We start from the raw sequence: 26480 nt of genomic DNA on the forward strand, positions 1-26480 counted from the left end.
GCCTTGTCCTCACTCCTCGTCGCGGGGCGGGAGGTGGCGATCGACGCCGGCCTCCAGTGATTCGAACTCGCCCTCGAAGCCCTCGGGACGTCGTTGACTCACGCCGGCGAGCAGGAGTTCCGTGCCCGCGCCGCGCGGCGTGACCAGCGCCCAGACCCGCCGGTGGGAGACGTAGAACAGCAGAAAGATGCCGGCCACCAGCAGGCCACAGCCAGCGTAAACCACATTCTTCCCGGGAGCGCGCGTGATCTGCAAGCCGGTGGCCTGGCGGTGCTCGAAGTCCTCCAGCTCCAGGAACACCGGTGCGCCGTACTCGGCCAGCGCCGAGACCCCGTCCACCGCATCCTCGAAGAAGGCACGCTGGCCGGCGTCGGTCTGCACCTCGTCGAGGGGGCGATCGCTGCCCGCGGCGAGGACGTCGCGATAGACCTCGAACAGCGTGCGCTGGAGCACCGCGCGGGAGAACTCGAGCAGCATCTCGGCGCGTTCCGCGCCGGCGACCCGCGCCTCCAGACGCTCGCGAACGACGCCGAAGCCGCCCGCCAGGAGCTCGCTGATCATGTCCTGCGCCGTGACCGCCACGCGCCCGGCAAGGTCGCCGTCGGCCAGGCCCATGCCCGAGAGCAGCTGCTCCGCCGCGCGGCGCGAGGCCGCGGCGACCGCCTGTTCGTCATGCAGGCGGGTGTGGAACGCCATGAAGGTCTCGAGGCTCATGTCCGCGTCAGCGGGCAGGTGCAGGTAACGGAAGGTCTCTGCCGCGGAGTCGCGCACGCCGCTGAGGTAGTACCAGCGGCCATCCACCTCCACCGGCGCCATGTAGGTGTGGTACTCCCTGGCCTCGCCCGAGGGCCGGCGCAGGCGGTAGGTGAACGACGGGCCGACGTTGCGGAAGCCCTCCTCGGAGCCCGCCTGGCGCACCGCGCGGGGGTCTGCGCGCGGGTCGCCGGTGACGTTGAACAGGTTGAAGTCGTCCAGCTCCAGGGTGCGCTGGACGCCGCCGGTCTCCAGCCGTAGCTCGTCGAACACCCGGCCCTCCAGCGTGGAGTGGGCGCCGGAGCCATCCAGCGCCCACGCCCGCATCTCCAGGGCGGAGCCGCCGTCACTGAAGCTCGCCTGGTAGATGGTGTAGCCGTCGTGGGTGAGCGGATCATTCACCGAGATGGTCTTGCGCACCGGCTCGTCGAGGTCCGGATCACGCACGACCAGATCGCTCTCGAAGGACTTGGGCTGGCCGTTGGGGTAGTGGCGGATGCGGAAATCCTCCACCAGGATGTCGAAGGGCAGGTCCTGCACGACGTAGCCATCCCGCAGCTGCAGAAACACCACGCCGGCACCCGCGCCCTCGGGGATGGTCACCGAGCCGCGGATCGAGCCGCTGCCCACCGGCAGCCGGCTCTCCGCCGGCACCTGGGAGACCGGGATATTGCGCGTCTCGACGCGCAGGTCGCCGGTCAGCTCCCGCAGCTTGAGCGGCAGGTTGCCGTCCGCCAGCGCGCCCACGGCGATCACCACCACGGCAATGTGCGTGAACAGATAGCCGAGCCGGTTGGCGCGCCCCTTCATGGCCGCGATCACTGTGGTCTCGCCGCGCTGGCGCGTGCGCACGCGATAGCCGTGCCCCTCCAGCAGGCCCCGGGCGACCAGGGCCGTGTCCTCGACGGATGCGGCCAGCTGCCAGCGGCGGTGATGGCGCAGGGCGGTGAGCGAGCGCTCGCGGACGTGATCCCGGTAGCGGGTCACCTCGCGCCAGACCATGGGCAGGTGGCGCCAGACGCAGACGCTGGTGGACACCACCAGGAACGCCATGATGGCCAGGAACCAGCCGGCGGAGTAGACATCGTAGAGCCCGAGGCTCGCGAAGACCTCGAACCAGAACGGCCCGAATTTCAGCACGTAGTCGGCGTAGGGCTCGTTCTGCTGCAGTACCGTGCCGATGACCGAGGCGATTGCCACCGCCACCAGCAGGGTGATGGCGAGATTCATCGACCCGAGGAACTCGAGGACGATACGCCCCGCGCTCTTGCCGCGGCTCGTACTGCGCTCGCGGGGCGCGGCGCTGAGGGAGAGTTCGCTGTCGGTCATCGCCCGGGGCTGCTGCTCCGCCGTGATGGGCCGCCGGATCAACCCGGCCCGTGCTGCCAGTCAAGCATCCGGACACATGCTGCCGCATGAGCTGGGTCAAGCCGACGAAAAAGGGCGGCCCCGGCGGCCGCCCTCCCTGCCAGCCGCGCCGCGTGTGCCGCGCTATTCCTCTTCGGCGTCTTCCCCGTCGGCCGGATAGAGACCGTAAACATAGCTCGATACCGCCTCGATCTCCTCATCGGAGAGGTTGGCCGCGATGCTGGTCATTACCGACGCCTGACCGTAGCCGGCCCGGTCCCCGGACCGGTAGGCCTGGAGCTGCTGGCTGGTGTAGACGGCCTTCTGACCGCCCAGACGCGGATAGCCGGTCCCCGGGATGCCCTGACCGGCAGGGCCGTGGCAGGCCGCGCAGGCGGGAACGCCCTTCTCGCCGATGCCGCCGAGATAGATGCTGCGGCCGAGCTCCGCGAGCTCCTCGCTGGTCTCGCCCACCTCCATCTCGAGGGTGGCGTAGTAGGCGGCGAGGTCCGCCATGTCCTCCTCCGAGAGGTTGGCCGCCTGCCCCTGCATGATGGAGTTCTGACGCTCGCCGGACTTGTAATGCTGCAGCTGCTGGAAGATGTAGTCCGCGTGCTGGCCGGCCAGGTTCGGCCACTCGGGGTTACCGCTGTTGCCGTTGGCGCCGTGGCAGGCCGCGCAGGCCTGGGCCTTGCTCTGGCCGGCCTCGGGGTCACCATCCACCATCTGCGCCGCCACCGGGATGGCGAGCAGCAGGAGGGTCACAAGCGCCGACAGCTGCCTGATCATCATGGTCGCGGGATTCTCCTGTGGGGCACCGCCTGTGCAGGGGATACCGGCGGTCGAGGGTAGCTTGAAAGCCGTCCAAAAACGGTCGCCAGTTATACCAGCGCCCCCCAGGGCGGTCAATTTGACGCCAGGAGTCTGCGCCGTAGAACGTCTCCCGGCTGCCCTGTCCGCTCCGAAATCCGGTACCCTCTGCGCCGCACCCCCGGAGAGCCCATGATCGCCAGCGGACTCGACTACCGCAGCACGCGCTTCCTCATGAGCGCCCCGAACCCCGAGCAGCTGCCGCCGGACGAGGGTGCCGAGGCGGCGTTTGCCGGGCGCTCCAACGCGGGCAAGTCCAGCGCCCTGAACGCCCTTACCGATCAGCGCCAGCTCGCCCGCATCAGCAAGACCCCGGGGCGTACGCAGCAGATCAACGTCTTCCCGGTCACCGATCACCAGCGCCTGATCGACCTGCCCGGCTACGGTTACGCGAAGGCCCCGGCGGCCCTGCGCGCCCACTGGCAGCAGACCCTGCCACGCTATCTGGAGACGCGCCGCAGCCTGCGCGGGCTGGTGCTGATCATGGACATCCGCCATCCCCTGACCGACAGCGACCGCCAGATGCTCGCCTGGTGCGCCGCCGCCGGCCTGCCCGCCCACATCCTCCTCAACAAGGCCGACAAGCTCCGCCGCGGCCCCGCCGGCAACGCCCTGCAGAAGGTCCGCGCCACGCTGGCGCGCGAGTTCCCCGGGACGAGCGTGCAGCTGTTCTCGTCGACGGTGCCGATGGGCGTGGACGAGGCGCGCGCCCGGCTGGACGATTGGCTGGCTGGCTGAGCCACGGCGGCGGCACGCGCTTCGAGGGTTAGCCTTGAGGGTTTGGCGCGCGAGCTCGGCGAGTGAGTTCAAAGTGGCAAGTTCAAAGTTCAAAGCCCCCTGCCGGGGCTCTGTGCAACAGCGCCCCTCACCCTTTGAACTTTGAACCTTGAACTTCCAACTCCGGGGTTTTTTCTTGTCGGCCAACCGGCCGACAAGAAAAAACCCCGGGAAGCCATGGGGGCTGGCTACCCGGGGTAAGTGTGACCCGGCCCTGGGGGCGGGGCCGGGTCCATTGGCCCGCTATGCAAAAGGAGGGAGTAGCGGGCCGCGCCGGGCACTGGCGCACCTGTTATGACTACAGCCGGCGGGCGGAAGTTTCGCTCCTCGTGCATCCGTGTTTTCCCTCATCCGTCATGGCGTTGCGCCAGGCAAGCGCTGAGCACCGATTGGCGGCTGCGGGCGTCAGTGCGCCTCGTCCCAGTTGTCGCCGACGCCGATCTCCACCTCCAGCGGCACGGCGAGCTCCGCCGCGCCGGCCATGTACCGGCGCACCTGCTCGCCGACGGCGTCCACCGCCTCCGCAGGCACCTCCAGCACCAGCTCGTCGTGCACCTGCATCACCAGCACCGCACCATGGCCCGCGCGGGCCAGCCACTCGTCCACACGGATCATGGCGCGCTTGATGATGTCCGCGGCGGTGCCCTGCATGGGGGCGTTGATGGCGGTGCGCTCGGCGTACTGGCGGCGCTGCTGGTTGCGGCTGGTGATCTCCGGCAGATAGAGCCGGCGGCCGAACACGGTCTCCACGTAGCCACGCTCCCGGGCCTCGCGGCGGGTACGGTCCATGAACGCGCGCACCCCGGGATAGCGCTCGAAGTAGCGGTCCACGTAGGTCTGGGCGTCGCCGCGCTCGATGCCGAGCTGGCGCGCGAGCCCCCAGGCGGACATGCCATAGATGAGCCCGAAGTTGATCGCCTTCGCCGCCCGGCGCTGCTCGCCACTCACTGCCTGGGCCTCGACGCCGAACACCTCCGCCGCGGTGGCGGCGTGGATGTCGCGGCCCTCGGCGAAGGCGCGCTTCAGGCCCTCGTCGCCGGAGAGGTGGGCCATGATGCGCAGCTCCACCTGGGAGTAGTCGGCGGCCAGCAGGCGGCAGCCCTCCCGCGGCACGAAGGCACGGCGGATGCGCCGGCCCTCGGCGGTGCGCACCGGGATGTTCTGCAGGTTGGGGTCGGACGAGGAGAGCCGGCCGGTGGCCGCCACGGCCTGATGGTATGAGGTGTGCACGCGGCCGGTGCGCGGGTGGATCAGCGCCGGCAGCTTCTCGGTGTAGGTCGAGCGCAGCTTCGCCACCGCCCGGTGCTCGAGGATCAGCCGCGGCAGCTCGTGGCCCTGGGCAGCCAGCTCCTCGAGCACCGCCTCGGCGGTGGAGGGTGCGCCCTTGGGGGTCTTCTGCAGCACCGGCAGCCCCTGGCGCTCGTAGAGAATCTCCTGGATCTGCTTCGGCGAGCCGAGGTTGAACGGGCCGCCGGCGGCGGCATGGGCCTCGGCCTCCAGGCGCTGCATGGTCTCGGCGAGCTCGCCGCTCTGAGTGGCGAGAAGCTCCGGGTCCACCCGCACGCCGGTGCGCTCCATGCGCGAGAGCACCGGCAGCAGCGGCATCTCGATGTCCTCGAACACCGCTCGCGGGCCCGGCCGCTCGGCGAGCCGCGGCCACAGCGCCTGATGCAGGCGCAGCGTGATGTCGGCGTCCTCCGCCGCGTACTCCGTGGCCGCGTCCAGCGGTATCTGGTCGAAGGTGATCTGTTTCGCCCCCTTGCCTGCCACCTGCTCGAACGAGATGGTGCTGTGGCCGAGGTAGCGCTGGGCGAGGCTGTCCATATCGTGGCGGCTGGCGGTGGCGTCCAGGCAGTAGGACTCGAGCATGGTGTCGTAGCGCACGCCATCGAGCCCGATGCCGTGGTGCGCGAGCACGCTCATGTCGTACTTCAGGTTCTGGCCCACCTTGGCCCGCCCGGGGTCCTCCAGCAGCGGGCGCAGGCGCTCCAGCACCCGTTCGCGGTCGAGCTGCTCGGGCCCGTCCGGCCCGCGGTGGGCAAGTGGCACGTAGGCGGCATGGCCCGGCTCCACGGCCAGACACACACCCACCACGCGGGCATCCATATAGGCAAGGCTGTCGGTCTCGACGTCGAAGGCGAAGAGCTCCGCGCCTTCCAGGCGCGCCATCCAGGCATCCAGCCCGGCGTCGTCCTGGACGCACTCGTAGCGGGCCTCGATGCGCTCGCTCTCGGGCTTGCCGGCGTCCGGGTCCGCCTGCTGCAGCTCGCCGAGCCAGCTGCCGAACTCCAGCTCGCGGTAGAGCTCGGCGAGGGTGTCGTTATCCGGCTCGCCGAGGCGGATGTCGCCCGGGGCGAGATCGAGCTCGACGTCGCAGCGAATGGTGGCGAGCTCCCGGGAGAGGGCGAGGTCCTCCAGGTGCTCGCGCAGGCTCTCGCCCACCTTGCCGCCGATCTCCCCGGCGTGGGCGATGACGTCATCCAGCGACCCGTACTCGCCGAGCCACTTGGCGGCGGTCTTCGGGCCCACGCGCGGCACGCCGGGGATGTTGTCGGAGCTGTCCCCCACCAGTGCCAGGTAGTCGACGATGCGCTCCGGCGGGACGCCGAACTTCGCCACCACGCCGTCCACGTCCAGGAGGGTGTTGGACATGGTGTTGAGCAGGGTCACCGAGTCGTTGACGAGCTGCGCCATGTCCTTGTCGCCGGTGGAGACCAGCAGCGGCATGCCGGCGGCGCGGGCCTGCACCGCCAGCGTGCCGATGACGTCGTCCGCCTCCACCCCAGGCACCTCGATGAGCGGCAGCCCGAGGGCCCTCACCAGGCGCTTCAGCGGTTCCAGCTGTACCGCGAGGTCGTCGGGCATGGGCGGGCGGTTGGCCTTGTACTGGTCGAACAGGTCGTCGCGGAAGGTGCGGCCCGGGGCGTCGAAGACCACCCCCATGTGGCTCGGCCGGTAGTCCCCCATCAGCTTGCGCAGCATGCTCGCCACGCCGTAGACGGCGCCGGTGGGCCGGCCGGAGGCCGTCGTCAGCGGCGGCAGGGCATGGAAGGCGCGATAGAGATAGGACGATCCGTCCACCAGGATCAGCGGCGCTTCCGGGTCGCTCATCGCGGGCTCCTCAACCGGTACCAGGGCGGCTGTCGATCTTCCGACAAGCCGAAGTGGCCAGATCATACAAGCCTGCGCCCGGTTTCGACGCGACGTTGGCCTGCCGTCAGATCCCGCGCGTTCGCCCCCGTCCGCATCGGGCAGGGCCATGGCGGCCCCCGCAGCGCCACGGATATGGCCGCCCTTGCCGCGCGGGCGTAGAGTACACGGCCCGAAATCCGATACCGCCCGGAGGCATTCCGCGCCCATGTCGAGGCAACCCCCTTTCCCGCCCCACGAGCGCACGCCCATCAACGATTCGCTGATGACCCGCGAGTCCTGGAAGATCTTCCAGATCATGGCCGAGTTCGTGGAGGGCTTCGAGCGCCTGGCGCGGATCAAGCCCTCGGTGAGCATCTTCGGCTCCGCGCGGGTGGCACCCGATCACCCCTGGTACCAGCTCGCCGAGGACACCGCCCGGCTGCTCTCCGACGCCGGCTTCTCGGTGGTCAGCGGTGGCGGCCCCGGAATCATGGAGGCCGCGAACAAGGGTGCCCATGCGGGCAAGTCACCGAGCATCGGCCTCAACATCCAGCTCCCCCACGAGCAGGCCGGCAATCCCTATCAGGACATCGCGCTCAACTTCCGGCACTTCTTCTCGCGCAAGGTGATGTTCGTGAAGTACGCCTCGGCCTATGTGGTGCTGCCCGGGGGGTTCGGCACTCTGGATGAGCTTGCGGAGATCCTCACCCTGGTGCAGACCGGCAAGACCCAGCGCATACCGATCATCCTGGTGCAGTCGGACTACTGGCAGGGGCTGATCGACTGGCTGCGCGACCGCATGGCCGGCGAGGGCAACATCGACCCCGAGGACCTGAATCTCTTCCAGGTGCTGGACGAGCCTCAGGCAGTGGTGGACGCCATCTTCGACCACTACGAGCGCCGCGGCTTCGAGCCCTCCCAGGCCGAGCGGGAGATGCTGCTGGATCTCTGAGCTCATCTCCTTCGGCTGGCGCTCGGTGTGCACTCTGCATCGTGTGATGGCGCTGGATGTGCACTCCGCACCTTGCGTGCCTGGGCCCGAGGCGGACGGAGACTCGGGGGCGGCCTCGCTTGACGCCCCCGGGAGCGCCCGCTAGCGTTCGCCGCTACGGCCGTGCGGCGCGGCGGCCGGCTCGCCCCGCGAAGCCGCAAGAAGACCAAGTACATCATGCACTTCCTCCTCAGGGTGGCCGCCGGCATCGACTGGCTCAACGAGCAGGTCGGCCGGATCGTGATCTGGCTGTCCGTGCTCATGATCCTGATCGGGGTCTACAACGCCGGCGCGCGCTATATCGGCGCCTTCCTCGGCATGCACCTGGGCTCCAACGCCTACCTCGAGGCCCAGTGGTACCTGTTCGGCATCATGTTCATGCTCGGTGGGGCCTACGCCCTGCGCCACAACGCCCACGTGCGCGTTGACGTGATGTACGGACGCCTCGGCCAGCGCGGCCGGGCCGCGATCGATCTCGCCGGCTCGGTGATCCTGCTGATGCCCTTCTGCGCCGGGGCGATCTGGCTGTCCTGGGACTGGCTGATGTTCTCCTGGAGCATCGGCGAGACCTCCTCCAACCCCGGCGGCCTGCCCCGCTACCCGATCAAGACGGTGGTACCGCTCGCGTTCGCGCTGATCTTCCTGCAAGGCGGCTCCCAGGCCATCAAGTCCCTCGCCGTGCTCATCGGCCACCGCGGCGGTGACCGCTCGGCGAGCGGAGGCGCGGCGGAGGGCAGCAGCCGGTGAACATCGAGTGGTTCGGCGGGCTCATGTTCGCCTGCGCCCTGCTGCTGATCTTCTCGGGCTATCCCGTCGCCTTCGCGCTGGCCGGGGTGGCGCTGCTGTTCCTCCCCATCGGCATCGGCCTCGACTTCTTCTCGCTCAGCCTCATGGGCGCACTGCCGCACAACGTGTTCGGCATCATGGAGAACTACGTCCTCCTCGCGGTGCCGTACTTCATCTTCATGGGCACCATGCTGGAGCGCTCCGGGCTCGCCGAGGATCTGCTCAAGACCATGGGGCAGACCTTCGGCAGCCTGCGCGGCGGCCTGGCGCTGTCCGTGGTGGCGGTAGGCACGCTGCTGGCGGCGGCCACCGGCGTCGTCGGCGCCACGGTGGTGGCCATGGGGCTGATCTCGCTGCCGGTGATGCTGCGGCACAACTACTCACCGACGCTTTCCACCGGCGTCATCGCGGCCTCCGGCACCCTCGGCCAGATCATCCCGCCGAGCATCGTGCTCATCGTCATTGCCGACCAGCTCGGCGTCTCCGTCGGCGACCTGTTCCGGGGCGCGCTGCTGCCAGGGCTCGCCCTGGCCGTGCTCTTCGCCCTGTACTGCGGCACCGTGGCCATGATGCGCCCGGACACTGCGCCGGCCCTGCCCGCCGCCGAGCGCCCGGCGGATCTGCGCGCCCTCCTGCTGCGGGTGCTGCTGGTGATGGTGCCGCCGCTGGTGCTGATCATCGTGGTGCTGGGCTCGATCTTCGCAGGCATCGCCACCCCCACCGAGGCCGGCGCCTTCGGTGCCGTGGGCGCGTCGCTGCTCGCGCTCGCCAACCGGCGGCTGACACTCGCCACCGTTCGCGAGACGGCCGAGAGCACCATGCGCCTCACGGCGATGGTCATGTTCATCCTCGTTGGCTCACGGGCCTTCGCGCTGGTGTTCCGGGGCTTCAACGGCGATCTCTGGCTCGAGGACTTCCTCACCGGCCTGCCGGGGGGTGAGTGGGGCTTCCTGATCATCGCCAACCTGGCCGTGTTCCTGCTCGGATTCTTCATCGACTTCTTCGAGATCGCGTTCATCGTGCTGCCGCTGCTCGCACCGGCCGCCGAGACCCTGGGCATCGACCTGGTCTGGTTCGGCATCATCATGGCCATGAACCTCCAGACCTCGTTCCTCACACCACCCTTCGGCTTCTCGCTGTTTTATCTGCGCGGCGTCACCCCGGCTGAGGTCCGCACCTGGGATATCTATCGCGGCGTGATCCCCTTCATCGGGCTGCAGCTCGCCGTGCTGGTGCTTGTGGTGCTGCAGCCCGGACTGGTGCACTGGCTGCAGCCGGGCTGAACCGGCCAGCTACTCCGGGCTAGGCTTGAGAAGGCGCTGAATCATCATGGGAGGAGGAGAGAACATGGAACGCCGTCGGTTTCTGCAGACCGCCACTGCCGGTGCCCTGGCCGGGGCCGGTGCCGTCGCGGCCCCGTGGGTGCACGCCCAGGAGCCCCGGCTGCGCTGGCGCATGGCCACCAGCTGGCCGGAGAGCCTGGAGCCGCTGTTCGGTGGGGCCTCGCACTTCTGCCAGCGGGTGGGGGAGCTCACGGGCGGGCGGTTCGAGATCCGCCCCTACGCCGGCGGCGAGCTGGTGGGCGGCCTGCAGGTGCTGGACGCGGTGCGCTCGGGCACGGTGGAGACCGGCCATACCGCCTCCTACTACTACACCGGCACGGCCCAGTCCCTCGCCTTCGACACCGCCGTGCCCTTCGGCATGACCGCGCGCATGCAGAACGCCTGGCTCTACCAGGGCGGCGGCCGCGAGCTGATGAACGAGCGCGTGTTCCGCCCGCTCGGCATCGTCGCCTTCCCCGCCGGCAACACCGGTACGCAGATGGGCGGCTGGTTCCGCGAGGAGGTACCGGACCTCGCCGCGCTGCAGGGCCTGCGCATGCGCATTCCGGGCCTTGGCGGGGAGATCATGCAGCGGCTCGGGGTGAGCGTGCAGACCCTGGCGGCAGCGGAGATCTATCCGGCGCTGGAGCGGGGCGTGATCGACGCCACCGAGTTCGTCGGCCCCTGGGACGACGAGCGCCTCGGGTTCTGGGAGGTGGCGAAGAACTACTACTACCCCTCCTGGTGGGAGCCGGGCGCGATGGTTTCGGTGTACGTGAATGCCGAGCGCTACGACGCCCTGCCCGAGCGCTACCGCCAGGCAATCACCGCCGCCGCGGCCGAGACCAACGTGCGCATCACCAGCGACTACGATCAGCGCAACCCGCCGGCTGTCCGCCGCCTGCGCGAGAACGGCGTGCGCTTCCGCCGCTTCAGCGACGACATCATGGCCGCCGCCGAGCGCGAGGCCTACGCGCTGTACGAGGAGCTCGCGGAGGACGACGCGCAGTGGCGCGAGATCTACGGCGAGTGGAAGGCCTTCCGCGACCTGCAGTACGAATGGTTCGGGCTCGCCGAGCAGGGCTATGCGCGGTTCGCCTATGGCCGTGGGGAGGTGATGGGTGACGGGTGACGGGTGACGGGTGACGGGTGACGGCAGGACTTTGAGTCGGTGCCGCGCAGTGTGCGATCTACCCGGCCGTTAGTCGGTGATTAGGTGATTAAGCGATTGTGATGGAGAGAGCCTGAGTCACGGGATCAACCGCCGGTGCGTGCCTCGTCACCCGTCACCCGTCACCCGTTACCCGTCACCCGTCATCAACCCGTCAGACCGGCTGCAGGTTCGCGTAGGCGGCGACGAGCCACTTGGCGCCGGCGTCGGGGAAGTTGACCTGCACCCGGGCGTTGGCGCCGCTGCCCTCGCAATCCAGCACCACGCCCTCGCCGAAGCGGCTGTGGTAGACGCGCTGGCCGAGGCTGAAGCCGGGCTCGGCGGCGGCCGAGGCCGCCGGCGCCATGGCGGGCTGGCTCACCGAGAAACGTGCCCGCACCTCCTCCACCAGCTCCGCCGGCAGCTCGCGGATGAAGCGCGAGGCGATGCCGTATTCATCCCGCCCATGCAGGCGGCGCCGCTCGGCGAAGGTGAGGACCAGATGCCGGCGGGCGCGGGTGAGGCCGACGTAGGCGAGGCGACGCTCCTCCTCCAGGCGCCCGGGCTCCTCCACGGACATGCGGTGGGGGAACAGCCCCTCCTCCAGACCCGCCAGGAACACCACCGGAAACTCCAGGCCCTTGGCCGAGTGCAGGGTCATGAGCTGGACGCAGTCCTCCCAGGCCCCGCCCTGGCCCTCGCCGGCCTCCAGCGCGGCGTGGGCGAGGAAGGCGGTGAGGGTGTCCATGCCCTCGTCGATCTCGGCGTCCTGCTCGAAGGTCTGCGCCGCCGAGACCAGCTCGTCCAGGTTCTCCAGGCGATCCTGCCCGCGGTCGGAGCGGTCCTTCCCGACGTGGGCCCGCAGGCCGCTGCCCTCGAGGGTGCGCTCCACCCGTCGCGGCAGCGGCTCGCCTTCGAGCTCCGCGGCGAGCCCGTCGATGAGCTCGAGAAAGGCGGCCAGCGCCTTGGCCGCCCGCGCCGGCAGTGCTCCGCGGCTCGCGGCGAGCCCACGCGCCGCGGCCCAGAGGCTCACGCCCTGCTCGCGGGCGGCGAGACGCACAGCCTCCACGGTGCGGTTGCCGATGCCGCGGGTGGGGGTGTTGATCACCCGCTCGAAGGCGGCGCTGTCGTCCCGGTTGGCCAGCAGGCGCAGGTAGGCCAGCGCGTCCTTGATCTCGGCGCGCTCGAAGAAGCGCAGCCCGCCGTAGACCCGGTAGGGAATGCCGCGACCGAGCAGCGCCTCCTCGAAGGTGCGGGACTGGGCATTGGAGCGATAGAGGATGGCGAAGTCGCTGCGGGCAAAGCCCTCCTGCTCGCACATCTGGCGCAGCCGCTCCACCACGAAGCGGGCCTCGTCCTGCTCGTTGAAGGCGGCGTAGAGGGCGATGGGCTCGCCGCGCTCGCCGGCGGTCCAGAGCTTCTTGCCGAGGCGGTCGCTGTTGTGGGCGATGAGCGTGTTCGCCGCCTCGAGGATGGTCTGGGTGGAGCGGTAGTTCTGCTCCAGGCGCCGCACCTGCGTGTCCGGGTAGTCGCGACGGAAGCGCTGGAGATTCTCCACCCGCGCGCCGCGCCAGCCGTAGATGGACTGGTCGTCGTCGCCGACGATGAACACGTCCGCATCCTCGCCGGCGAGCAGGCGCAGCCAGTCGTACTGGATGGCGTTGGTGTCCTGGAACTCGTCCACCAGCACGTGGCGGAAGCGCCGGCGATAGTGCGTGAGCAGGTCCGGATGACCGCGCAGCAGCTCCACGGTACGCAGCATGAGCTCGGCGAAGTCCACCACCCCGGCGCTGCGGCAGGCCCTCTCGTAGGCGTCATAGACCCGGGCCATCTGGCCGGTGTAGGGGTCGCCGGTATCCAGTTCCTCGGGACGCTGGCCACCGTCCTTGCGGGCGTTGATGAAGCCCTGCAGCTGGCGCACCGGCCAGCGGCTCTCGTCCAGCTCCAGATCCCGCATCACGCGCTTGACCAGCCGCCGCTGATCCTCGCTGTCGAGGATCTGGAAGCCCTGGGGCAGGCCGGCCTCCTGCCAGTGCAGCCGCAGCAGGCGATGCGAGAGCCCGTGGAAGGTGCCGACCCACATGCCGCGCCCGGGGATGCCCAGCAGCTGCTCGATGCGCCCGCGCATCTCGGCGGCAGCCTTGTTGGTGAAGGTCACCGCCAGCAGGTTGTAGGGCGTCGCGCCCTCCACCCGCACCAGCCAGGCGGCGCGGTGGGTGAGCACGCGGGTCTTGCCGCTGCCGGCGCCGGCCAGCACCAGGGCGCGCCCGAGCGGGGCGCCCACGGCCTCGCGCTGGGCCTCGTTGAGCGGATCGATGAGGTCGGAGACATCCATGCACGCGGATTCTACCAGCGCCCCACCGGTCTGGGCGGTCGATTCGCGAAGCGGCTAGCCTTCAGCGGCCAGCGGCAGCTCCAGGCCACGCACCGGCTCGAGGCCGGCGATGAGCTCGCCGAGGGCCTCCACGGCTGCCTCCCGGGCGCAGCCCCGCCGCCAGAACAGGGCGATCTCCCGGGCCGGCGGCTCGCCCGCGAACGGCCGCAGCACCAGCCCCTGCGCCGGGGCACCGCCCTGCGGGCCCGCGGCGAGGGCCGGCAGCAGCGTAATACCCGCCCCCGAGGCCACCATCTGACGCAGGGTCTCGAGGCTGGTGGCGCGGAACTCCGCCTCCTCGCGGGCGCCCACCATGGAGCAGACGTCCAGCGCCTGATCCCGCAGGCAGTGGCCCTCCTCCAGCAGCAGCATGGACTCGGCGCGCAGGTCGTCGAGTCGCAGCCGACCGCGCGCCGCCAGCCGGTGGCCGGCGGGCATGGCGACGTGAAACGGCTCGCGGAACAGGGTGCGCCACTCGAGGCCCTCGTCCGGTACCGGCCTGGCCATGATGGCCGCGTCCAGGCCACCCCGGCGCAGCCGCTCCAGCAGGCCTGCCGTGCGCTCCTCGTGGAGCAGCACCCGGAGCCGCGGGTAGGCCTCGCGAAGCAGCGGGAAGAAGTGCGGGATGAGATAGGGGCCGAGGGTCGGGATCACCCCGAGGCGCAGCTCACCGGCCAGCGGATCGCCGGCGGCGCGTGCGGTATCGACGATGTCCTCCACCTCGTTCAGTACCCGCCGGGCACGCTCCGCGATGCTGCGACCCACCGGCGTGACCATGACCCGCTTGCTGGTGCGCTCCACCAGCTGCACCCCCAGGTACTGTTCCAGCTTCTTGATCTGCGTGCTGAGGGTGGGCTGGCTGACGTAGCAGGCCGCCGCGGCGCGGCCGAAATGCTGCAGGTCGGCCACCGCCACCAGATAGCGCAGGTCGCGGAAGTTGATATGCGTCATGGCGATGCGATCTATCAATCCTTCGCTCAACGATTGACTGCCCCTACTATAGGGGCCAGCGCCGGCGCCGGCATCCCGGTCCGCCATGCGGGGGCGCATTGATGAGACCCCGGGGCGCTGCTAGCTTCAGGGGGTTACCGGCGCCGCGGAACGCCCCCGGCCGGCCTCCGACAACAACGATCACTGAGGGGTAGCAGCGACATGGCAAAGTCACTCTCCGGCCTCGTAGTCACCGGCCTCGCGGCCTGCGCCTTCGCCACCGCCGCGGAGGCACGCACGCTGCACTGGGCATCGGCGGCGGACAGCCTCACCCTCGACCCTCACAGCCAGAACGAACGCCCAACCCACCGCATCTCCCACCAGCTCTACGACACTCTGGTCTACCGCGATCTGGAGCTGGCGCTGCAGCCGCGGCTGGCCACGGACTGGTATCCGCGGGAGGACGACCCGAGCGTCTGGGTGTTCGAGCTGCGCGAGGGCGTGACGTTCCACGAGGGTCAGGCGCTGACCGCCGAGGACGTGGTCTTCTCCCTCGAGCGCGCCATGCACGAGAACTCGGACATGCGCGGCCTGCTCACCTCGATCAGCGAGGTCCGGGCCGCCGGCGACTACACCGTGGAGATCGTCACCGACGGGCCCAACCCCCTGCTGCCGAACAACCTCAGCAATCTCTTCATCATGGACTCTGGCTGGGCCGCCGAGCACGACGTGGAGACCCCGCAGGACTTCGCTTCCGGCGAGGAGAGCTACGCGGTGCGCAACGCCAACGGCACCGGCCCGTTCGAGCTCGTGAGCCGGGAGCAGGACACGCGCACGGAGATGGTGCGCAATGACGACTACTGGGGCCGGGACCAGTACCCGATGGAGGTGTCCCGGCAGGTGTTCCAGCCCATCGAGTCGTCGGCCACGCGGGTCGCCGCGCTGCTCTCGGGGGAGATCGACATGATCCTGGATGCGCCGGTGCAGGACATCGCCCGGCTGCGCGAGGCCGAGGGCATCAAGGTGGAGCAGGCGCCGCAGAACCGCACCATCTTCCTCGGCATGCACCAGGGCCGGGAGACGCTGCGCAACTCCGAGACCGACGGCAACCCGTTCGCCGACGAGCGCGTGCGCCGCGCCCTCTACCACGCAATCAACGCCGAGGCGATCCGGCGCTCGGTGATGCGCGGCAACAGTCAGCCCGCGGGCATCATCATGCCGCCGTTCGTCAACGGCTACACCGAGGCCCTGGACGAGCGCCTGCCCTACGATCCGGAGGCCGCCCGCGAGCTGCTGGCCGATGCCGGCTACCCGGAGGGCTTCGACGTCACCCTGCACTGCCCGAACGATCGCTACATCAACGACGAGGAGATCTGCGAGGCCGTCACCGGCCTCCTCGGGCGCGTGGGCATCGACGTCAACCTGGTGGCGCAGCCGAAGTCGGTGCACTTCGCCGAGCTGCAGCGCGGCGAGTACGACTTCTACATGCTCGGCTGGGGCGTCCCGACGCTGGATTCGGAGTACGTCTTCAACTACCTACTGCACACCAGCGAGGGCAACCGTGGCAGCTGGAACTTCACCGGCTACTCCAACGAGCGGGTGGACGAGCTGATCCAGGCCATGGGCCGCGAGGTGAACACCGAGGCCCGTAACGGGCTCATCGCCGAGGCCTGGGAAATAGTGCAGGACGACGTGGTCTACCTGCCCCTGCACCACCAGGTGCTCTCCTGGGCCATGCGCGAGGAGATCCAGCACCCGGTGCAGAGCGAGAACAACCCGTACATGCACCACGTGGAGTTCTCGGACTGACCGGGCACGCGATGCCGAGCGCGCATGACGAAGGGCGCCCGCATCCCGGCGGATGCGGGGCGCACGGGCCGTGACCGCCTTCATCATTCGCCGCCTGCTGCAGGCGCTCCTGGTGATGGCGGTCGTGGCGCTGGTCGCCTTCTCGCTGTTCCGCTACGTGGGCGACCCGGTCCACAACATGCTGGGCCAGGAGGCAACCCAGCAGGACCGGGCCGAGCTGCGCGCCGCCCTCGGGCTTGACGATCCGGTACCGGTGCAGTTCCTGCGCTTCGTCGGCAACGCCCTGCAGGGGGATTTCGGCATCTCCTACCGGGCGGCGCAGCCGGTCTCCACGCTCATCGCCGAGCGGCTGCCGGCGACCCTCGAGCTGGCGCTGACCTCGGCGCTGTTCGCCGTGGTGCTCGGCATCGGCCTCGGCATCTACACCGCCCTGCGCCGCGGCGGCTGGCTGAGCCGCGCGGTGATGACCTTCTCGCTCATCGGCATCTCGCTGCCCACGTTCCTCATCGGCATCGTGCTGATCTACGTGTTCAGCGTGGAGCTCGGCTGGTTCCGCGCCTTCGGCCGCGGCGAGACCGTGCTGCTCTGGGGCTGGTGGGAGAGCGCCCTGCTGACCCCAAGCGGGCTCGCGTCGCTGGTGCTGCCGGCAATCACCCTGGGGCTGTTTCAGCTCACGCTGATCATGCGCCTGGTGCGCGCCGAGATGCTGGAGGTGCTGCGCACCGACTACATCAAGTTCGCCCGCGCCCGGGGGCTGCCGGACCGGGTGGTGCACTTCGGCCACGCCCTGCGCAACACCCTGGTGCCGGTGATCACCATCATCGGCCTGCAGACCGGAACCATCATCGCCTTCGCGATCATCACCGAGACGGTGTTCCAGTGGCCGGGGGTGGGACGGCTGTTCATCACCGCCATCCGTTTCGTGGACATACCCGTGATGTCCGCCTATCTGGTGCTGATCGCCTTCCTGTTCGTGGCGATCAATCTCATCGTCGACCTGCTCTACTATGCCGTGGACCCGCGCCTGCGGGTCAGCGACGGCGGCTGACGGGGAGCGCCCATGGCCACCCGCGAGCTCGACATCGCCAGCCCGGGCCGCCTGCGCAGCAGCTGGCGCGCCTTCCGCGACAGCGACCTGCTGTACTCCTTCCTGCACCAGCCGCTGGTGATGCTGTCCGCGGCGGTGGCGCTGCTGATGGTGCTGGGGGCGGTGTTCGCGCCCCTGCTGACGCCACAGAACCCCTTCAACCCGGCGGAGCTGGAGCTCATGGACGCCTTCGTGGCACCCATGGGCGAGTCGCTGATGGACCCGGACGTGACCTATCTGCTCGGCACCGACAGCCAGGGCCGGGACATCTACTCGGCGATCCTCTACGGCACCCGCATCTCGCTGCTGGTGGGCTTCTCCGCGGTGCTGTTCGCGATGATCCTCGGCACCAGCATCGGCCTCTATGCCGGCTACCGCGGCGGCTGGCCGGATGCGGTGCTGATGCGCGTCGCCGACGTCCAGCTCACCCTCCCCAACATCCTGCTGGCGCTGCTCATCTTCGGCATCATCAGCGGACTGCTGCCCGCCGGCGAGCGCAGCGAGGCCGCACTCATCGTGCTCATCGTCTCCATCGGGCTTTCCGACTGGCCCCAGTACGCGCGCACCGTGCGCGGCGCCACCATGGTGGAGAAGCAGAAGGAATACGTTCAGGCGAGCCGGGTGATCGGGCTGCCCGTGGCGGCGATCCTGTTCCAGCACATCCTGCCCAACGTCATGCGCCCGGTGCTGGTGATCGGCACCATCGGCCTGGCGCTTGCCATCATCGCCGAAGCGACGTTGTCCTTCCTCGGCGTCGGCATGCCGCCCACCCAGCCCTCCCTCGGCACCCTGATCCGCGTCGGCCAGGACTACATGCTCTCCGGCGAGTGGTGGATCACCCTGTTCCCGGCCATCGCCCTCCTCCTGCTCGCGCTCTCGGTGAACCTGCTGGGAGACTGGTTGCGCGACGTCCTCAACCCGAAGCTGCGCTGATGACCGAGACCCGCAACCGCCCGGAGCCCGAGGCATGATCCGCACCCGGCAGCAGAGCGGCCGGGGCGACGCTGCGCTGCTCAGCGTCCGCGGCCTGGAAGTGACCTTCCCCACCCGGCACGGCACGCTGGTGGCGGTAGACGATATCTCCTTCGACATCGCCGCCGGGGAGATCCTGGGCGTGGTGGGGGAGTCCGGCGCCGGCAAGTCCATGACCGGCAACGCCGTGATCAACCTCATCGAGCCGCCGGGCCGGATCAGCGCCGGCGAGATCCGGCTCGCCGGCGAGCGCATCGACGACCTGGGCAGCACGGCCCTTCGCCGGATACGCGGCCGGCGCATCGGCATGATCTTCCAGGACCCGCTGACCAGCCTGAATCCGCTCTACTCCATCGGCTACCAGCTCGCCGAGACCATCCGCGCGCACCTCGACCTCAGCGCCGGCCAGGCCCGGGAGCGCGCCGTGGACCTGCTGGACCAGGTGGGCATCCCGGACCCGGCGGCGCGCCTCGACGCGTATCCGCACCAGTTCTCCGGCGGCATGCGTCAGCGGGTGGTCATTGCGCTGGCGCTCTGCGCCGACCCGGAGCTGGTGATCGCCGACGAGCCCACCACGGCGCTGGACGTCTCCGTGCAGGCCCAGATCCTCACCCTCCTGCGCCGCCTCTGCCGCGAGCGCGGCACCGCCGTGCTGCTCATCACCCACGACATGGGCGTGATCGCGGAGACCGCGGACAACGTGGCGGTGATGTACGCCGGGCGGCTGATCGAGCACGGCCCTGCCACCACCGTGGTGCAGCGCCCGCAGCACCCCTACACCGTGGGGCTCATGGGCTCGATTCCCCGCCTCGACACCGAGGTGGACCGGCTCACCCAGATTCCGGGCAGCATGCCGGGGCTCGCCGCCATCCCGCCGGGCTGCGCCTTCCATCCGCGCTGCCCTCACGCCTTCGGCCGCTGCCAGCGCGAGCGCCCGGACCTGATGCCCGCCGAGTCCACCCGCGCCGCCTGCTGGCTGCACGCGGCGAGCGGCGACCGCGGCCCCGGGCCGGCAGTGCTGCGGGGGCCGCATGACGGCTGATCGGGCCCGCGCCGGCGAGGCGCCATTGCTGCAGGCGGAGAATCTGCAGCGCCATTTCGATGTCAGCAAGCCGCTGCTCAACCGCCTGCTGGAGGGCGGCGGCCGGCGCATCCTGCGCGCGGTGGACGGGCTGGACTTCAGCATCCCGCGCGGGGGCACCTACGCGCTGGTCGGGGAGTCCGGCTGCGGCAAGTCCACGGTGGCGCGGCTGACGGTCGGGCTCTATCCGCCAAGCGGCGGACGGCTGACCTTCGATGGCCAGGACATCACCGACCTCGCCCGCCAGCGGGGCCGGCGCGCGATGGCCGTGCGCCAGCGGCTGCAGATGATCTTCCAGGACCCTTACGCCAGCCTCAATCCGCTCTGGCGGGTGGGCGCCATTATCGCCGAGCCGCTGCGCGTCCTCGGCCTCGAGCCGAGCCGCCGCCGCCGCGACGTCCGCGCCGGCGAGCTGCTGGAGCAGGTCGGCCTCGCCGCCCGCGACCGCTACAAGTACCCCCACGAGTTCTCCGGCGGCCAGCGCCAGCGCATCTCCATCGCGCGGGCGCTCGCCAACAGCCCGGAGTTCATCGTCTGCGACGAGCCGACCTCGGCGCTGGACGTCTCCGTGCAGGCGCAGATCCTCAACCTCATGCGCGACCTGCAGCGCGAGCACGGGCTGACCTATCTCTTCATCAGCCACGACATGGCGGTGGTCAAGCACATGGCCGACCACGTCGGCGTCATGTACCTCGGGCGCATCGTCGAGGAGGCGCCCAAGGGCCGCCTGTTCAGCGCCCCCCGACACCCCTACACGCAGATGCTGCTCCAGGCGATCCCCTCGCTGGACAAGCGCGACGACCCCCGCGAGGCCATCCGCGGCGAGGTCCCGAACCCGCTCGCCCCGCCCACCGGCTGCCTGTTCCACCCGCGCTGCCCCCACGCCAACGAGCGCTGCCGCCAGGAGGTCCCGCGCCTGCACGCCACCCGCGAGGGCAGCCGCGTCGCCTGCCACGGCGTAGAGGAGGGCCGGCTGACGCTGGCCCAGGCACGTGAAGCTCGCGCCGGTTAGCCCGCATATCTCACCGATTCGCGAAGCGAGGGCGTGGAGATGGCGGGCAGGAGATGGGCAACGCGGAACCCTTCCCGCGGGCCTCTGGCCGCAGGGCGCTTCAGAGCGGCGCCCTGGACTGCGTTGGCGTTCTTGCAAAGGGCTACGGCCATTCGCTGCGAACGCCGCCTTGCCAGGTCGCCGCTCTGAAGCGCAGAGGTCCGTGGGAAGGGCTCCGCGCTGCCCAACGCGCGGGAGAGCCCGGGCGCGCAGGCGTACTCGACAGTACGTCGAGCACCCGGGCCGAGCGCAACGTCGGACTGCCCCGCCAGATCCGCGACCGCAGCCGTGAATCGGTGAGATATGCGGGCTAGCCCTGCTCGGCGTCCTGCAGCCTGAGCCGGTACTCGCGCTCGCCGTCGCTCCAGTCGATGCGCAGGGGCAGGTGCTCGAATTCGGGCGCCAGATAGAGGGTCATGCGGAAGGGGCCGTTGACCTCCTCGCGGGCCAACGGAATGGTCTGCCAGGTCTCGCCCAGGGCCTCGAGGGCCACGGGCACGCCGCGCTCGACGCGGAAGCGGCGCAGCAGGCCCGTTTCGGTGACCATGGGGTAGCTGCCCTGCAGCCCGCCGCAGCGCTCCGCCCGGATCAGCGCGAGCAGCAGGCCTGGCGGGTCGTAGACCGCATCCGGCACCGCCAGCAGCCACTGGCCGGCATCGCCCTGGTAGCGCGGCATCGGCCCGAGGTCGAGGCGGTGCCTCGCGACCTCGCCGCCGCGCTCGCGCTCCTGCTCGTGGCGCACGGGGCGCGGACCCGCGGCGGTCCACATCCCCTCGCTGCGCTGCTCGATGCGCTGGCCGGCGAACAGCGCCGCCAGTCCCGTGGTGCGGGTATCACTGCGGTAGCTGTACCGACCTTCGCCCTCGTAGCGGAAGCGGATCACGACCTCCCCCACGGTGATGCCGCCACGCTCCAGGGCATAGGTGAGCGCGAACGGCGGGAGCCGACAGGCACCCGCCTGGGCGGCGGCGAGCAGGGCGAAGAGCGCGACGACGGCAACGGGAATACGGCAACGGGCGGACATCGCCACAGAGCAACACGCCCGCATTGCAGGGTGATGACTAGCCCGCCTATCTCACCGATTCGCGAAGCGAGGGCGTGGAGATGGCGGGCAGGACAAGGCGCGGGAGAGTTCGGGCGCGCAGGCGTACTCGAGAGTACGTCGAGCACCCGAACCGAGCGCAACGCCGGACTGTCCGCCAGATCCGCGGCCGCAGCCGTGAATCGGCGAGATAGGCGGGCTAGCCCTCAGGCGCGGCCGTCGATGCCGGTGCGCCGCGCGAGCGCCCGCCAGAGGCCGGCGTAGGCGTGGCTGACGGCGGCCCGTGGGGCGAAGTGGCCGAGGGGCGCGCGTTGCACGCTCATCTGCTCCACCTGGGAGGCGTAGGGGATCCAGGCCCGCAGGCAGTCCTCCAGGCCCTCTGGCGGGTGATCGCTCCAGGCGCGGTGCAGCCCGCGCCGGCGGTCCACCATGGAGAGGAAGGGCAGCAGCTTGCCGCGGCCGTAGCGGCCGCGGTCGAAGTGCCCGCGCATCTGCAGCCAGGCGTTGCGCGCGAGCGGGGTGGGAATCACCGGCACGAGGACCGTATCGGCGAGACGCACCACGGCCTCCGCCAGGCGCGAGAAGCTGGGCGGGCAGTCGAGCACCAGCAGGCCGGCGGTCTCCGAGAGCGGCTGCACCATGCGGCGCAGACGCTCGGCGCCGTCGCTGCCCTTGTCCAGCTCGCGGTCGAGATGGCGCAGGGAGGCGTCCGCCGGCAGCAGCTCCAGCGCCGGGAAGCGGGTCGGGCGGATCTCCCGGCCGAGGGGGCTCTTGCGCCCGAGGAGCTTGCGCGCCGGCTGGTCCAGCCCTGGCTCGACGCCGAGGCACCAGGTGGCGGCCCCCTGGGCGTCCAGATCCCAGAGCAGTGTCGGCAGGCCGCCGCGCGCCGCCTGCCAGGCCAGGTTCACCGCCGCCGCCGTCTTGCCGACGCCGCCCTTGAGGCTGTACACCGCGAGCACCTTCATGCGGCAGCCTCGCCCCGCCAGACCTGCCAGTAGACGCCGAGGCGGCGTGTGTAGGCACCGGGTTTCTCCGCGTAGAGCAGAGTGCCGAGGCGGGCAGCCTCGGCCTGGAGCCGGCTCTGCTGGCGGGCGATGGCCGCATGGACCGCCTCTCCGTCGCCTCCGCCCACCAGCACCGGCTCGGCGGCCAGCAAGGCGTCCAGCACCGCCAGGTCGTGGTCATCGCCGAGGGTGTCGGACAGCGCCTTCAGCGCCTGGCGCCGCGGCACCATCAGCGCGGGCCAGACCGGCTCCAGCAGCCGGGTGTGATACCAGAGATCCTTCACGCGCTTGCGCCACTCGTGGTGCGCCGCGACCCCGCCGCCGGCGAGGGCAAGGCGCATCTCCCGGCGCCCCTGGCGGTAGCTGCGCTCGAGGCCCGGTGACAGGGCGGCGAAGCCGCCACCATTCAGTGGCCAGCGGGCGATGCGCTCGCGTGCGGCCAGCAGCCCCTCGAGGGTGGCCGTGACCGGCGCCGTGTCGGTGACGCCGGCGGCATCATCGCGCCGGGCCAGCAGCCGCTCGCGCGTGTCCTGTGCAAGCCCGGCGTCGAGCTCCTGCCCCCGAGCGGCCACGAGCTTGTCCCATGATTCCACCACCGCCTGGGCGTCCCGGGCCGCCGACAGGCCCCGGGCGGTGTCGCGGTACCAGCGGTTCTCCACCGCGAAGCGGTCGCCGAGAGCGAAGCGCACGAGACGGAGCAAGGCGCGGATCTCCTTGATGCGCTTGCGCGCCTCGTGGATGCCCTCGTGGCGGGCCTCGCCGGTGGCCTGGAGGCGGCGGCGGGCATCGTCGATGCGCTCGCGTACCAGCCGGCGGACGCCGCCGGGGACACTCTCGCTGCGCTGGAAGCGGAACGCCAAGACACGACCTCCATGGGCGGCGGGAATCGCGGCTCAGGATGGCACAGCCGCGAACCGGTGAGATATGCGGGTTAAAAAAAAGGCGGCCCGGAGGCCGCCTGGGTGAGAGACGCGTGCCAGCGTCAGTTCATCATTTGCTGGATGCGCTCGGCGAGCTCGGTGTCGTTGGAGGCCGCGCGGGCGATCTGGCCGTACTCCTCGACACTGAGGCCGGTGTCGGTGACCGCCTCGACCATCTTCTCGTTGGCCTCTTCCTGCAGGCTCATGGCCTGCTCGCGACCCTCGGCCTCCTGCAGGCGCTGGGTGTAGTCGTCACGGACTTCCATGACCTCCCCGTGGGCCTCGGCGAAGCTCTCCAGCTGATCCTCGGAGAAGTCCGCCGCGCTCGGCGCCTCCTGCTGGGTCTCGGGCTGGGCCTGGGCGCCCTCGTCCTGGGCCCACAGCGGCATGGCGAGGCCGAGGCCGAGGATGAGGGCGGTGGCGACAGTCATGCGACGGAACTGCATAGGATCCTCCGTTGGCCGGTTCCGATAGTCCTGGCCCGCGCCTTTCGCGCAGGCCTCACTCCAGAGCAAGCAAACCGCGTGCCAGATGCTGCAGCCCGCGGCCGGAGGGGGGCTTCGCCGCGAATGGGCGAGCCGACAAACCGATATGTGCCTCGGCAACCGTGCCCCGCTGGCACATCCGGTCAGAGTGACACAGCGCCCCTGGCGCAGAGCCTACCTAGCCCGCATCTCTCACCGATTCGCGGCTGCGGGCGCGAATCGGTGAGAGATGCGGGCTAAGTCTCAGGCGTCGAGCACCTGGCGCACCCGCTCGGCCAGATCCTGCCGGCGATAGGGCTTGCCGAGCAGCTGGACGCCGGGGTCGAGTCGCCCCTGGTGGACGATGGCGTTCTCTGTGTAGCCGGAGGTGAACAGGACCTTCAGCCCCGGGCGCAACACCAGAGCCTGGTCGGCGAGCTCGCGGCCGTTCATGCCGCCGGGCATGACCACGTCAGTGAGCAGCAGGTCGACGTCGTCCCGCGCACGCAGCTGCTCCAGTGCCTCCGGGCCGGATGCGCTGCTGGTCACGCGATAGCCGAGACTGACCAGCTGCCCGCTCAGATACTCGCGCACGAGGTCGTCGTCCTCCACCACCAGGATGTGCTCGTGGCCGCCCGCCACGATCTCCACCTCGGGCGGTGCCTCTGCGGCCGCCTTCGCGTTCACCCGGGGGAAATACAGCTTGACCGTGGTGCCCTGGTCCGGCTCGCTGTAGATCTTGGCATGGCCGCCGGACTGCTTGACGAAGCCATAGACCATGCTGAGCCCGAGACCGCTGCCGCGGCCCACCTCCTTGGTGGTGAAGAACGGCTCGAAGGCCTGCTCCACCACCTCCGGCGACATGCCGGCGCCGGTGTCGCTGAAGGACACCTGCACATACTGGCCCGGGCGCAGCTCCTGGTGGTGCCGGGCGTATTCCGCGTCAAGCCGGGAATTGGCCGTCTCGATGGTGAGGTGGCCGCCGCCGGGCATGGCGTCGCGGGCATTGACGGCGAGGTTGAGCAGGGCGACCTCAAGCTGCCCGGGGTCGACCTCTGCCAGCCACAGACCACCGCCCCGAACCAGCTCGATGTCGATGCTCTCCGGCAGCGTCCGCCGCAGCAGGCCATCCAGCGAGGCGAGCAGGCGGTTTAGGTCCACCACCTTCGGCTCCAGCGCCTGCTGGCGGGAGAAGGCCAGCAGGCGGCTGGTGAGCTCGGCGCCGCGCTCGGCGGCGCTGCCGGTCATCTCCGCGAGCTGGCGCAGCGGCGGATCGTGCCGCAGCGACTCGCCGAGCACCTCGGCGTTGCCCAGGATCACCGTCAGCAGGTTGTTGAAGTCGTGGGCGACGCCGCCGGTGAGCTGGCCGACGGCCTCCAATTTCTGGGACTGACGTACACGCCGCTCCAGCTCCCGCTGCTCGGTGACGTCCGTGATGCTGCCGAGCATGCGCACCGCCTGGCCTGCCGCGTCGCGGATCGCGAAGCCGCGGTCGATCACCAGGGCCACGCTGCCATCGGCGCGCTGGAAGCGATACTCGTCCTCCCAGTTCTGCTCGCGGCTGCCGACAAAGGCGTGGATCCCCGCAAGCACCCGCTCCCGGTCCTCGGCGTGGATGCGATTGATCCAGGATTCCAGGCCCTGTTCCACCTCGTCAGGTGAATGCCCGAACAGGGCCTCCAGATTTTCGTTCCACCAGAGCTGGCCCCGGCGCAGGTCCCAGTCCCAGATGACGTCGTTGGTGGCCCGGGAGAGCAGGCGGAAGCGCTCCTCGTTGACGTGGGCCTCTTCCTCGGCGCGCTTGCGCTCGGTGACGTCCCGCTCCACCGCCACCCAGTGCGTGTACCAGCCGGTCTCGTCCGCCAGCGGCACGATGTCGAGCTCGAGCCAGAACGGCTCGCCCGCCTTGGTGTAGTTGACCAGCTCCGAGCGCACCGGCTGCCAGCGGCGCAGGGCCGCGCCGATGCGGTCGAGCTCTGCGCGGTCCGTCTCCGGCCCCTGCAGGAAGCGAGGGGTGCGGCCAATGGCCTCCTCGCGGCTGTAACCGGTGCGCCGCTCGAAGGCCTCGTTGACGAACAGGATCTTCGGGCCCTCCGGCTCGCGCTGTGGCTCCGCCTCGGTGATGATCACGATGTCGTTCAGGCGCGCCACCGCCGCGCGCAGCAGCTGCAGCTGCCCCTGCTCCCGTCGCTCGCGGGTGACATCCTCGAGGCTGTGGACGATGTAGCAAAGCCGCCCCTGCGCATCGTGCACCGGCTGATTCACCGGCGCCCAACAGCGTGCTTCGTCATCGGGCTTGTCCGAGGACAGCATCGGATAGCGCCCCACGGCCATGGCGTCGCGCTGCCCGCGCGCCAGCACGCGCTCCAGCGAACGGCGCAGCTCGCCCGCCCCGGCGGCGTCGGCGAAGAGGTCGCACAGGGGGGCACCGAGGAGCCCCTCGCGGGTGTGTCCGGTGGCTTCCAGGAAGGCACCGCTGACGGCGAGGATGCGGAACGCCTCCGGCTCGACCACCGCATAGCGCCCCGGGAGGCCCTCGAACAGCAGCCGGAACGCCTCCGGCGCCGGCGCGGCGGTGCGGGCATGGTCATTCTGTCGCGCCAAGGGAGTGCCTCTGT

Annotated in this window: 20 protein-coding genes; 10 read left to right on the plus strand and 10 right to left on the minus strand. The window is 70.3% G+C overall.

Going from position 1 to position 26480, the window contains the following annotated elements:
* Positions 1–9: 9 nt before the first annotated feature.
* Together LMH63_RS18030 and LMH63_RS18035 are read right to left on the minus strand one after the other, a co-directional pair.
* On the minus strand, positions 10–2082 hold the full coding sequence (locus tag LMH63_RS18030) for a cytochrome c biogenesis protein ResB (protein ID WP_109675105.1): 2073 nt from the start codon (positions 2080–2082) through the stop codon (positions 10–12).
* Positions 2083–2244: 162 nt separating this feature from the next.
* Positions 2245–2889 carry a c-type cytochrome gene (locus LMH63_RS18035; RefSeq protein ID WP_109675345.1) on the minus strand — a complete coding sequence of 215 codons (645 nt, stop codon included), beginning with the start codon at positions 2887–2889 and terminating at the stop codon, positions 2245–2247.
* A 213-nt stretch (positions 2890–3102) separates the two neighbouring features.
* Between LMH63_RS18035 and yihA the strand changes: the two genes are divergently transcribed.
* Positions 3103–3708: a ribosome biogenesis GTP-binding protein YihA/YsxC gene (yihA, locus tag LMH63_RS18040; protein ID WP_109675107.1), complete on the plus strand. Its 606-nt coding sequence runs from the start codon at positions 3103–3105 to the stop codon at positions 3706–3708.
* A gap of 444 nt (positions 3709–4152) precedes the next feature.
* Here yihA and polA read toward each other — a convergent pair whose 3' ends face one another.
* Positions 4153–6858 carry a DNA polymerase I gene (gene polA / locus LMH63_RS18045; protein ID WP_109675109.1) on the minus strand — a complete coding sequence of 902 codons (2706 nt, stop codon included), beginning with the start codon at positions 6856–6858 and terminating at the stop codon, positions 4153–4155.
* Between the two features lie 247 nt (positions 6859–7105).
* Here polA and LMH63_RS18050 point away from each other — a divergent pair, with 247 nt between their 5' ends.
* From LMH63_RS18050 to LMH63_RS18065, 4 genes are all read left to right on the plus strand, one after another.
* Positions 7106–7831: an LOG family protein gene (locus LMH63_RS18050; protein ID WP_109675111.1), complete on the plus strand. Its 726-nt coding sequence runs from the start codon at positions 7106–7108 to the stop codon at positions 7829–7831.
* A 216-nt stretch (positions 7832–8047) separates the two neighbouring features.
* On the plus strand, positions 8048–8617 hold the full coding sequence (locus tag LMH63_RS18055; protein WP_109675347.1) for a TRAP transporter small permease subunit: 570 nt from the start codon (positions 8048–8050) through the stop codon (positions 8615–8617).
* Between the two features lie 2 nt (positions 8618–8619).
* On the plus strand, positions 8620–9939 hold the full coding sequence (locus LMH63_RS18060) for a TRAP transporter large permease (protein WP_229332809.1): 1320 nt from the start codon (positions 8620–8622) through the stop codon (positions 9937–9939).
* A gap of 64 nt (positions 9940–10003) precedes the next feature.
* Positions 10004–11110, plus strand: a complete 1107-nt coding sequence (locus tag LMH63_RS18065; RefSeq protein ID WP_109675113.1) for a TRAP transporter substrate-binding protein — start codon at positions 10004–10006, stop codon at positions 11108–11110.
* 193 nt (positions 11111–11303) lie between these two features.
* On the opposite strand, the gene uvrD is transcribed toward LMH63_RS18065, so the two are convergent.
* Entirely contained in the window at positions 11304–13463 is a 2160-nt protein-coding gene (gene uvrD, locus LMH63_RS18070) for a DNA helicase II (protein ID WP_109675115.1), read from the minus strand.
* 54 nt (positions 13464–13517) lie between these two features.
* Positions 13518–14453 (minus strand): LysR substrate-binding domain-containing protein, encoded by a 936-nt coding sequence (locus LMH63_RS18075; protein ID WP_109675351.1) that lies wholly within the window; start codon positions 14451–14453, stop codon positions 13518–13520.
* Positions 14454–14654: 201 nt separating this feature from the next.
* Here LMH63_RS18075 and LMH63_RS18080 point away from each other — a divergent pair, with 201 nt between their 5' ends.
* The 5 genes from LMH63_RS18080 to LMH63_RS18100 all read left to right on the plus strand — a co-directional run bounded on the left by LMH63_RS18080 (position 14655) and on the right by LMH63_RS18100 (position 20393).
* Positions 14655–16241, plus strand: coding sequence for an ABC transporter substrate-binding protein (locus LMH63_RS18080; protein WP_109675117.1), 1587 nt, complete (start codon positions 14655–14657; stop codon positions 16239–16241).
* Positions 16242–16311: 70 nt separating this feature from the next.
* The gene (locus LMH63_RS18085; RefSeq protein ID WP_109675353.1) at positions 16312–17289 is read left to right on the plus strand and encodes an ABC transporter permease; all 978 of its coding nucleotides are present in this window, start codon (positions 16312–16314) and stop codon (positions 17287–17289) included.
* A 12-nt stretch (positions 17290–17301) separates the two neighbouring features.
* A complete protein-coding gene (locus tag LMH63_RS18090; RefSeq protein ID WP_109675119.1) occupies positions 17302–18261 on the plus strand; it encodes an ABC transporter permease in 960 nt (319 codons plus the stop codon).
* A 34-nt stretch (positions 18262–18295) separates the two neighbouring features.
* Positions 18296–19342: an ABC transporter ATP-binding protein gene (locus tag LMH63_RS18095; RefSeq protein ID WP_109675120.1), complete on the plus strand. Its 1047-nt coding sequence runs from the start codon at positions 18296–18298 to the stop codon at positions 19340–19342.
* The gene (locus tag LMH63_RS18100) at positions 19332–20393 is read left to right on the plus strand and encodes an ABC transporter ATP-binding protein (protein ID WP_109675122.1); all 1062 of its coding nucleotides are present in this window, start codon (positions 19332–19334) and stop codon (positions 20391–20393) included. Before LMH63_RS18095 ends, LMH63_RS18100 begins: the two co-directional genes overlap by 11 nt.
* 349 nt (positions 20394–20742) lie before the next feature.
* Here the strand turns inward: LMH63_RS18100 and LMH63_RS18105 are convergent, their stop codons facing one another.
* From LMH63_RS18105 to LMH63_RS18125, 5 genes are all read right to left on the minus strand, one after another.
* Complete coding sequence (locus LMH63_RS18105; RefSeq protein ID WP_158280251.1) at positions 20743–21456, minus strand: DUF3108 domain-containing protein; 714 nt, start codon at positions 21454–21456, stop codon at positions 20743–20745.
* A gap of 224 nt (positions 21457–21680) precedes the next feature.
* Positions 21681–22439 carry a ParA family protein gene (locus LMH63_RS18110; RefSeq protein ID WP_109675126.1) on the minus strand — a complete coding sequence of 253 codons (759 nt, stop codon included), beginning with the start codon at positions 22437–22439 and terminating at the stop codon, positions 21681–21683.
* Complete coding sequence (locus LMH63_RS18115) at positions 22436–23338, minus strand: CHAD domain-containing protein (protein ID WP_158280252.1); 903 nt, start codon at positions 23336–23338, stop codon at positions 22436–22438. The genes LMH63_RS18110 and LMH63_RS18115 overlap by 4 nt, the downstream gene beginning before the upstream one ends.
* Positions 23339–23460: 122 nt before the next feature.
* Positions 23461–23844, minus strand: coding sequence for a DUF4168 domain-containing protein (locus tag LMH63_RS18120; RefSeq protein ID WP_109675130.1), 384 nt, complete (start codon positions 23842–23844; stop codon positions 23461–23463).
* Positions 23845–24126: 282 nt separating this feature from the next.
* Positions 24127–26466 (minus strand): PAS domain S-box protein, encoded by a 2340-nt coding sequence (locus LMH63_RS18125; protein ID WP_158280253.1) that lies wholly within the window; start codon positions 26464–26466, stop codon positions 24127–24129.
* Between the last annotated feature and the right edge of the window lie 14 nt (positions 26467–26480).

Origin of the sequence: Spiribacter halobius (genome assembly GCF_020883455.1) — a bacterium.
Classification (GTDB): domain Bacteria; phylum Pseudomonadota; class Gammaproteobacteria; order Nitrococcales; family Nitrococcaceae; genus Sediminicurvatus; species Sediminicurvatus halobius.

What these genes read in the sequence shown, in the direction of transcription:
- LMH63_RS18080 (WP_109675117.1), top strand. Translation starts at nt 14,655, where the DNA reads ATGGCAAAGTCACTCTCCGGCCTCGTAGTCACCGGCCTCGCGGCCTGC.
- yihA (WP_109675107.1), top strand. Translation starts at nt 3,103, where the DNA reads ATGATCGCCAGCGGACTCGACTACCGCAGCACGCGCTTCCTCATGAGC.
- LMH63_RS18095 (WP_109675120.1), top strand. Translation starts at nt 18,296, where the DNA reads ATGATCCGCACCCGGCAGCAGAGCGGCCGGGGCGACGCTGCGCTGCTC.
- LMH63_RS18075 (WP_109675351.1), bottom strand. Translation starts at nt 14,453, where the DNA reads ATGACGCATATCAACTTCCGCGACCTGCGCTATCTGGTGGCGGTGGCC.
- polA (WP_109675109.1), bottom strand. Translation starts at nt 6,858, where the DNA reads ATGAGCGACCCGGAAGCGCCGCTGATCCTGGTGGACGGATCGTCCTAT.
- LMH63_RS18105 (WP_158280251.1), bottom strand. Translation starts at nt 21,456, where the DNA reads ATGTCCGCCCGTTGCCGTATTCCCGTTGCCGTCGTCGCGCTCTTCGCC.
- LMH63_RS18110 (WP_109675126.1), bottom strand. Translation starts at nt 22,439, where the DNA reads ATGAAGGTGCTCGCGGTGTACAGCCTCAAGGGCGGCGTCGGCAAGACG.
- LMH63_RS18035 (WP_109675345.1), bottom strand. Translation starts at nt 2,889, where the DNA reads ATGATCAGGCAGCTGTCGGCGCTTGTGACCCTCCTGCTGCTCGCCATC.
- LMH63_RS18030 (WP_109675105.1), bottom strand. Translation starts at nt 2,082, where the DNA reads ATGACCGACAGCGAACTCTCCCTCAGCGCCGCGCCCCGCGAGCGCAGT.
- LMH63_RS18100 (WP_109675122.1), top strand. Translation starts at nt 19,332, where the DNA reads ATGACGGCTGATCGGGCCCGCGCCGGCGAGGCGCCATTGCTGCAGGCG.
- LMH63_RS18090 (WP_109675119.1), top strand. Translation starts at nt 17,302, where the DNA reads ATGGCCACCCGCGAGCTCGACATCGCCAGCCCGGGCCGCCTGCGCAGC.
- uvrD (WP_109675115.1), bottom strand. Translation starts at nt 13,463, where the DNA reads ATGGATGTCTCCGACCTCATCGATCCGCTCAACGAGGCCCAGCGCGAG.
- LMH63_RS18055 (WP_109675347.1), top strand. Translation starts at nt 8,048, where the DNA reads ATGCACTTCCTCCTCAGGGTGGCCGCCGGCATCGACTGGCTCAACGAG.
- LMH63_RS18120 (WP_109675130.1), bottom strand. Translation starts at nt 23,844, where the DNA reads ATGCAGTTCCGTCGCATGACTGTCGCCACCGCCCTCATCCTCGGCCTC.
- LMH63_RS18050 (WP_109675111.1), top strand. Translation starts at nt 7,106, where the DNA reads ATGTCGAGGCAACCCCCTTTCCCGCCCCACGAGCGCACGCCCATCAAC.
- LMH63_RS18065 (WP_109675113.1), top strand. Translation starts at nt 10,004, where the DNA reads ATGGAACGCCGTCGGTTTCTGCAGACCGCCACTGCCGGTGCCCTGGCC.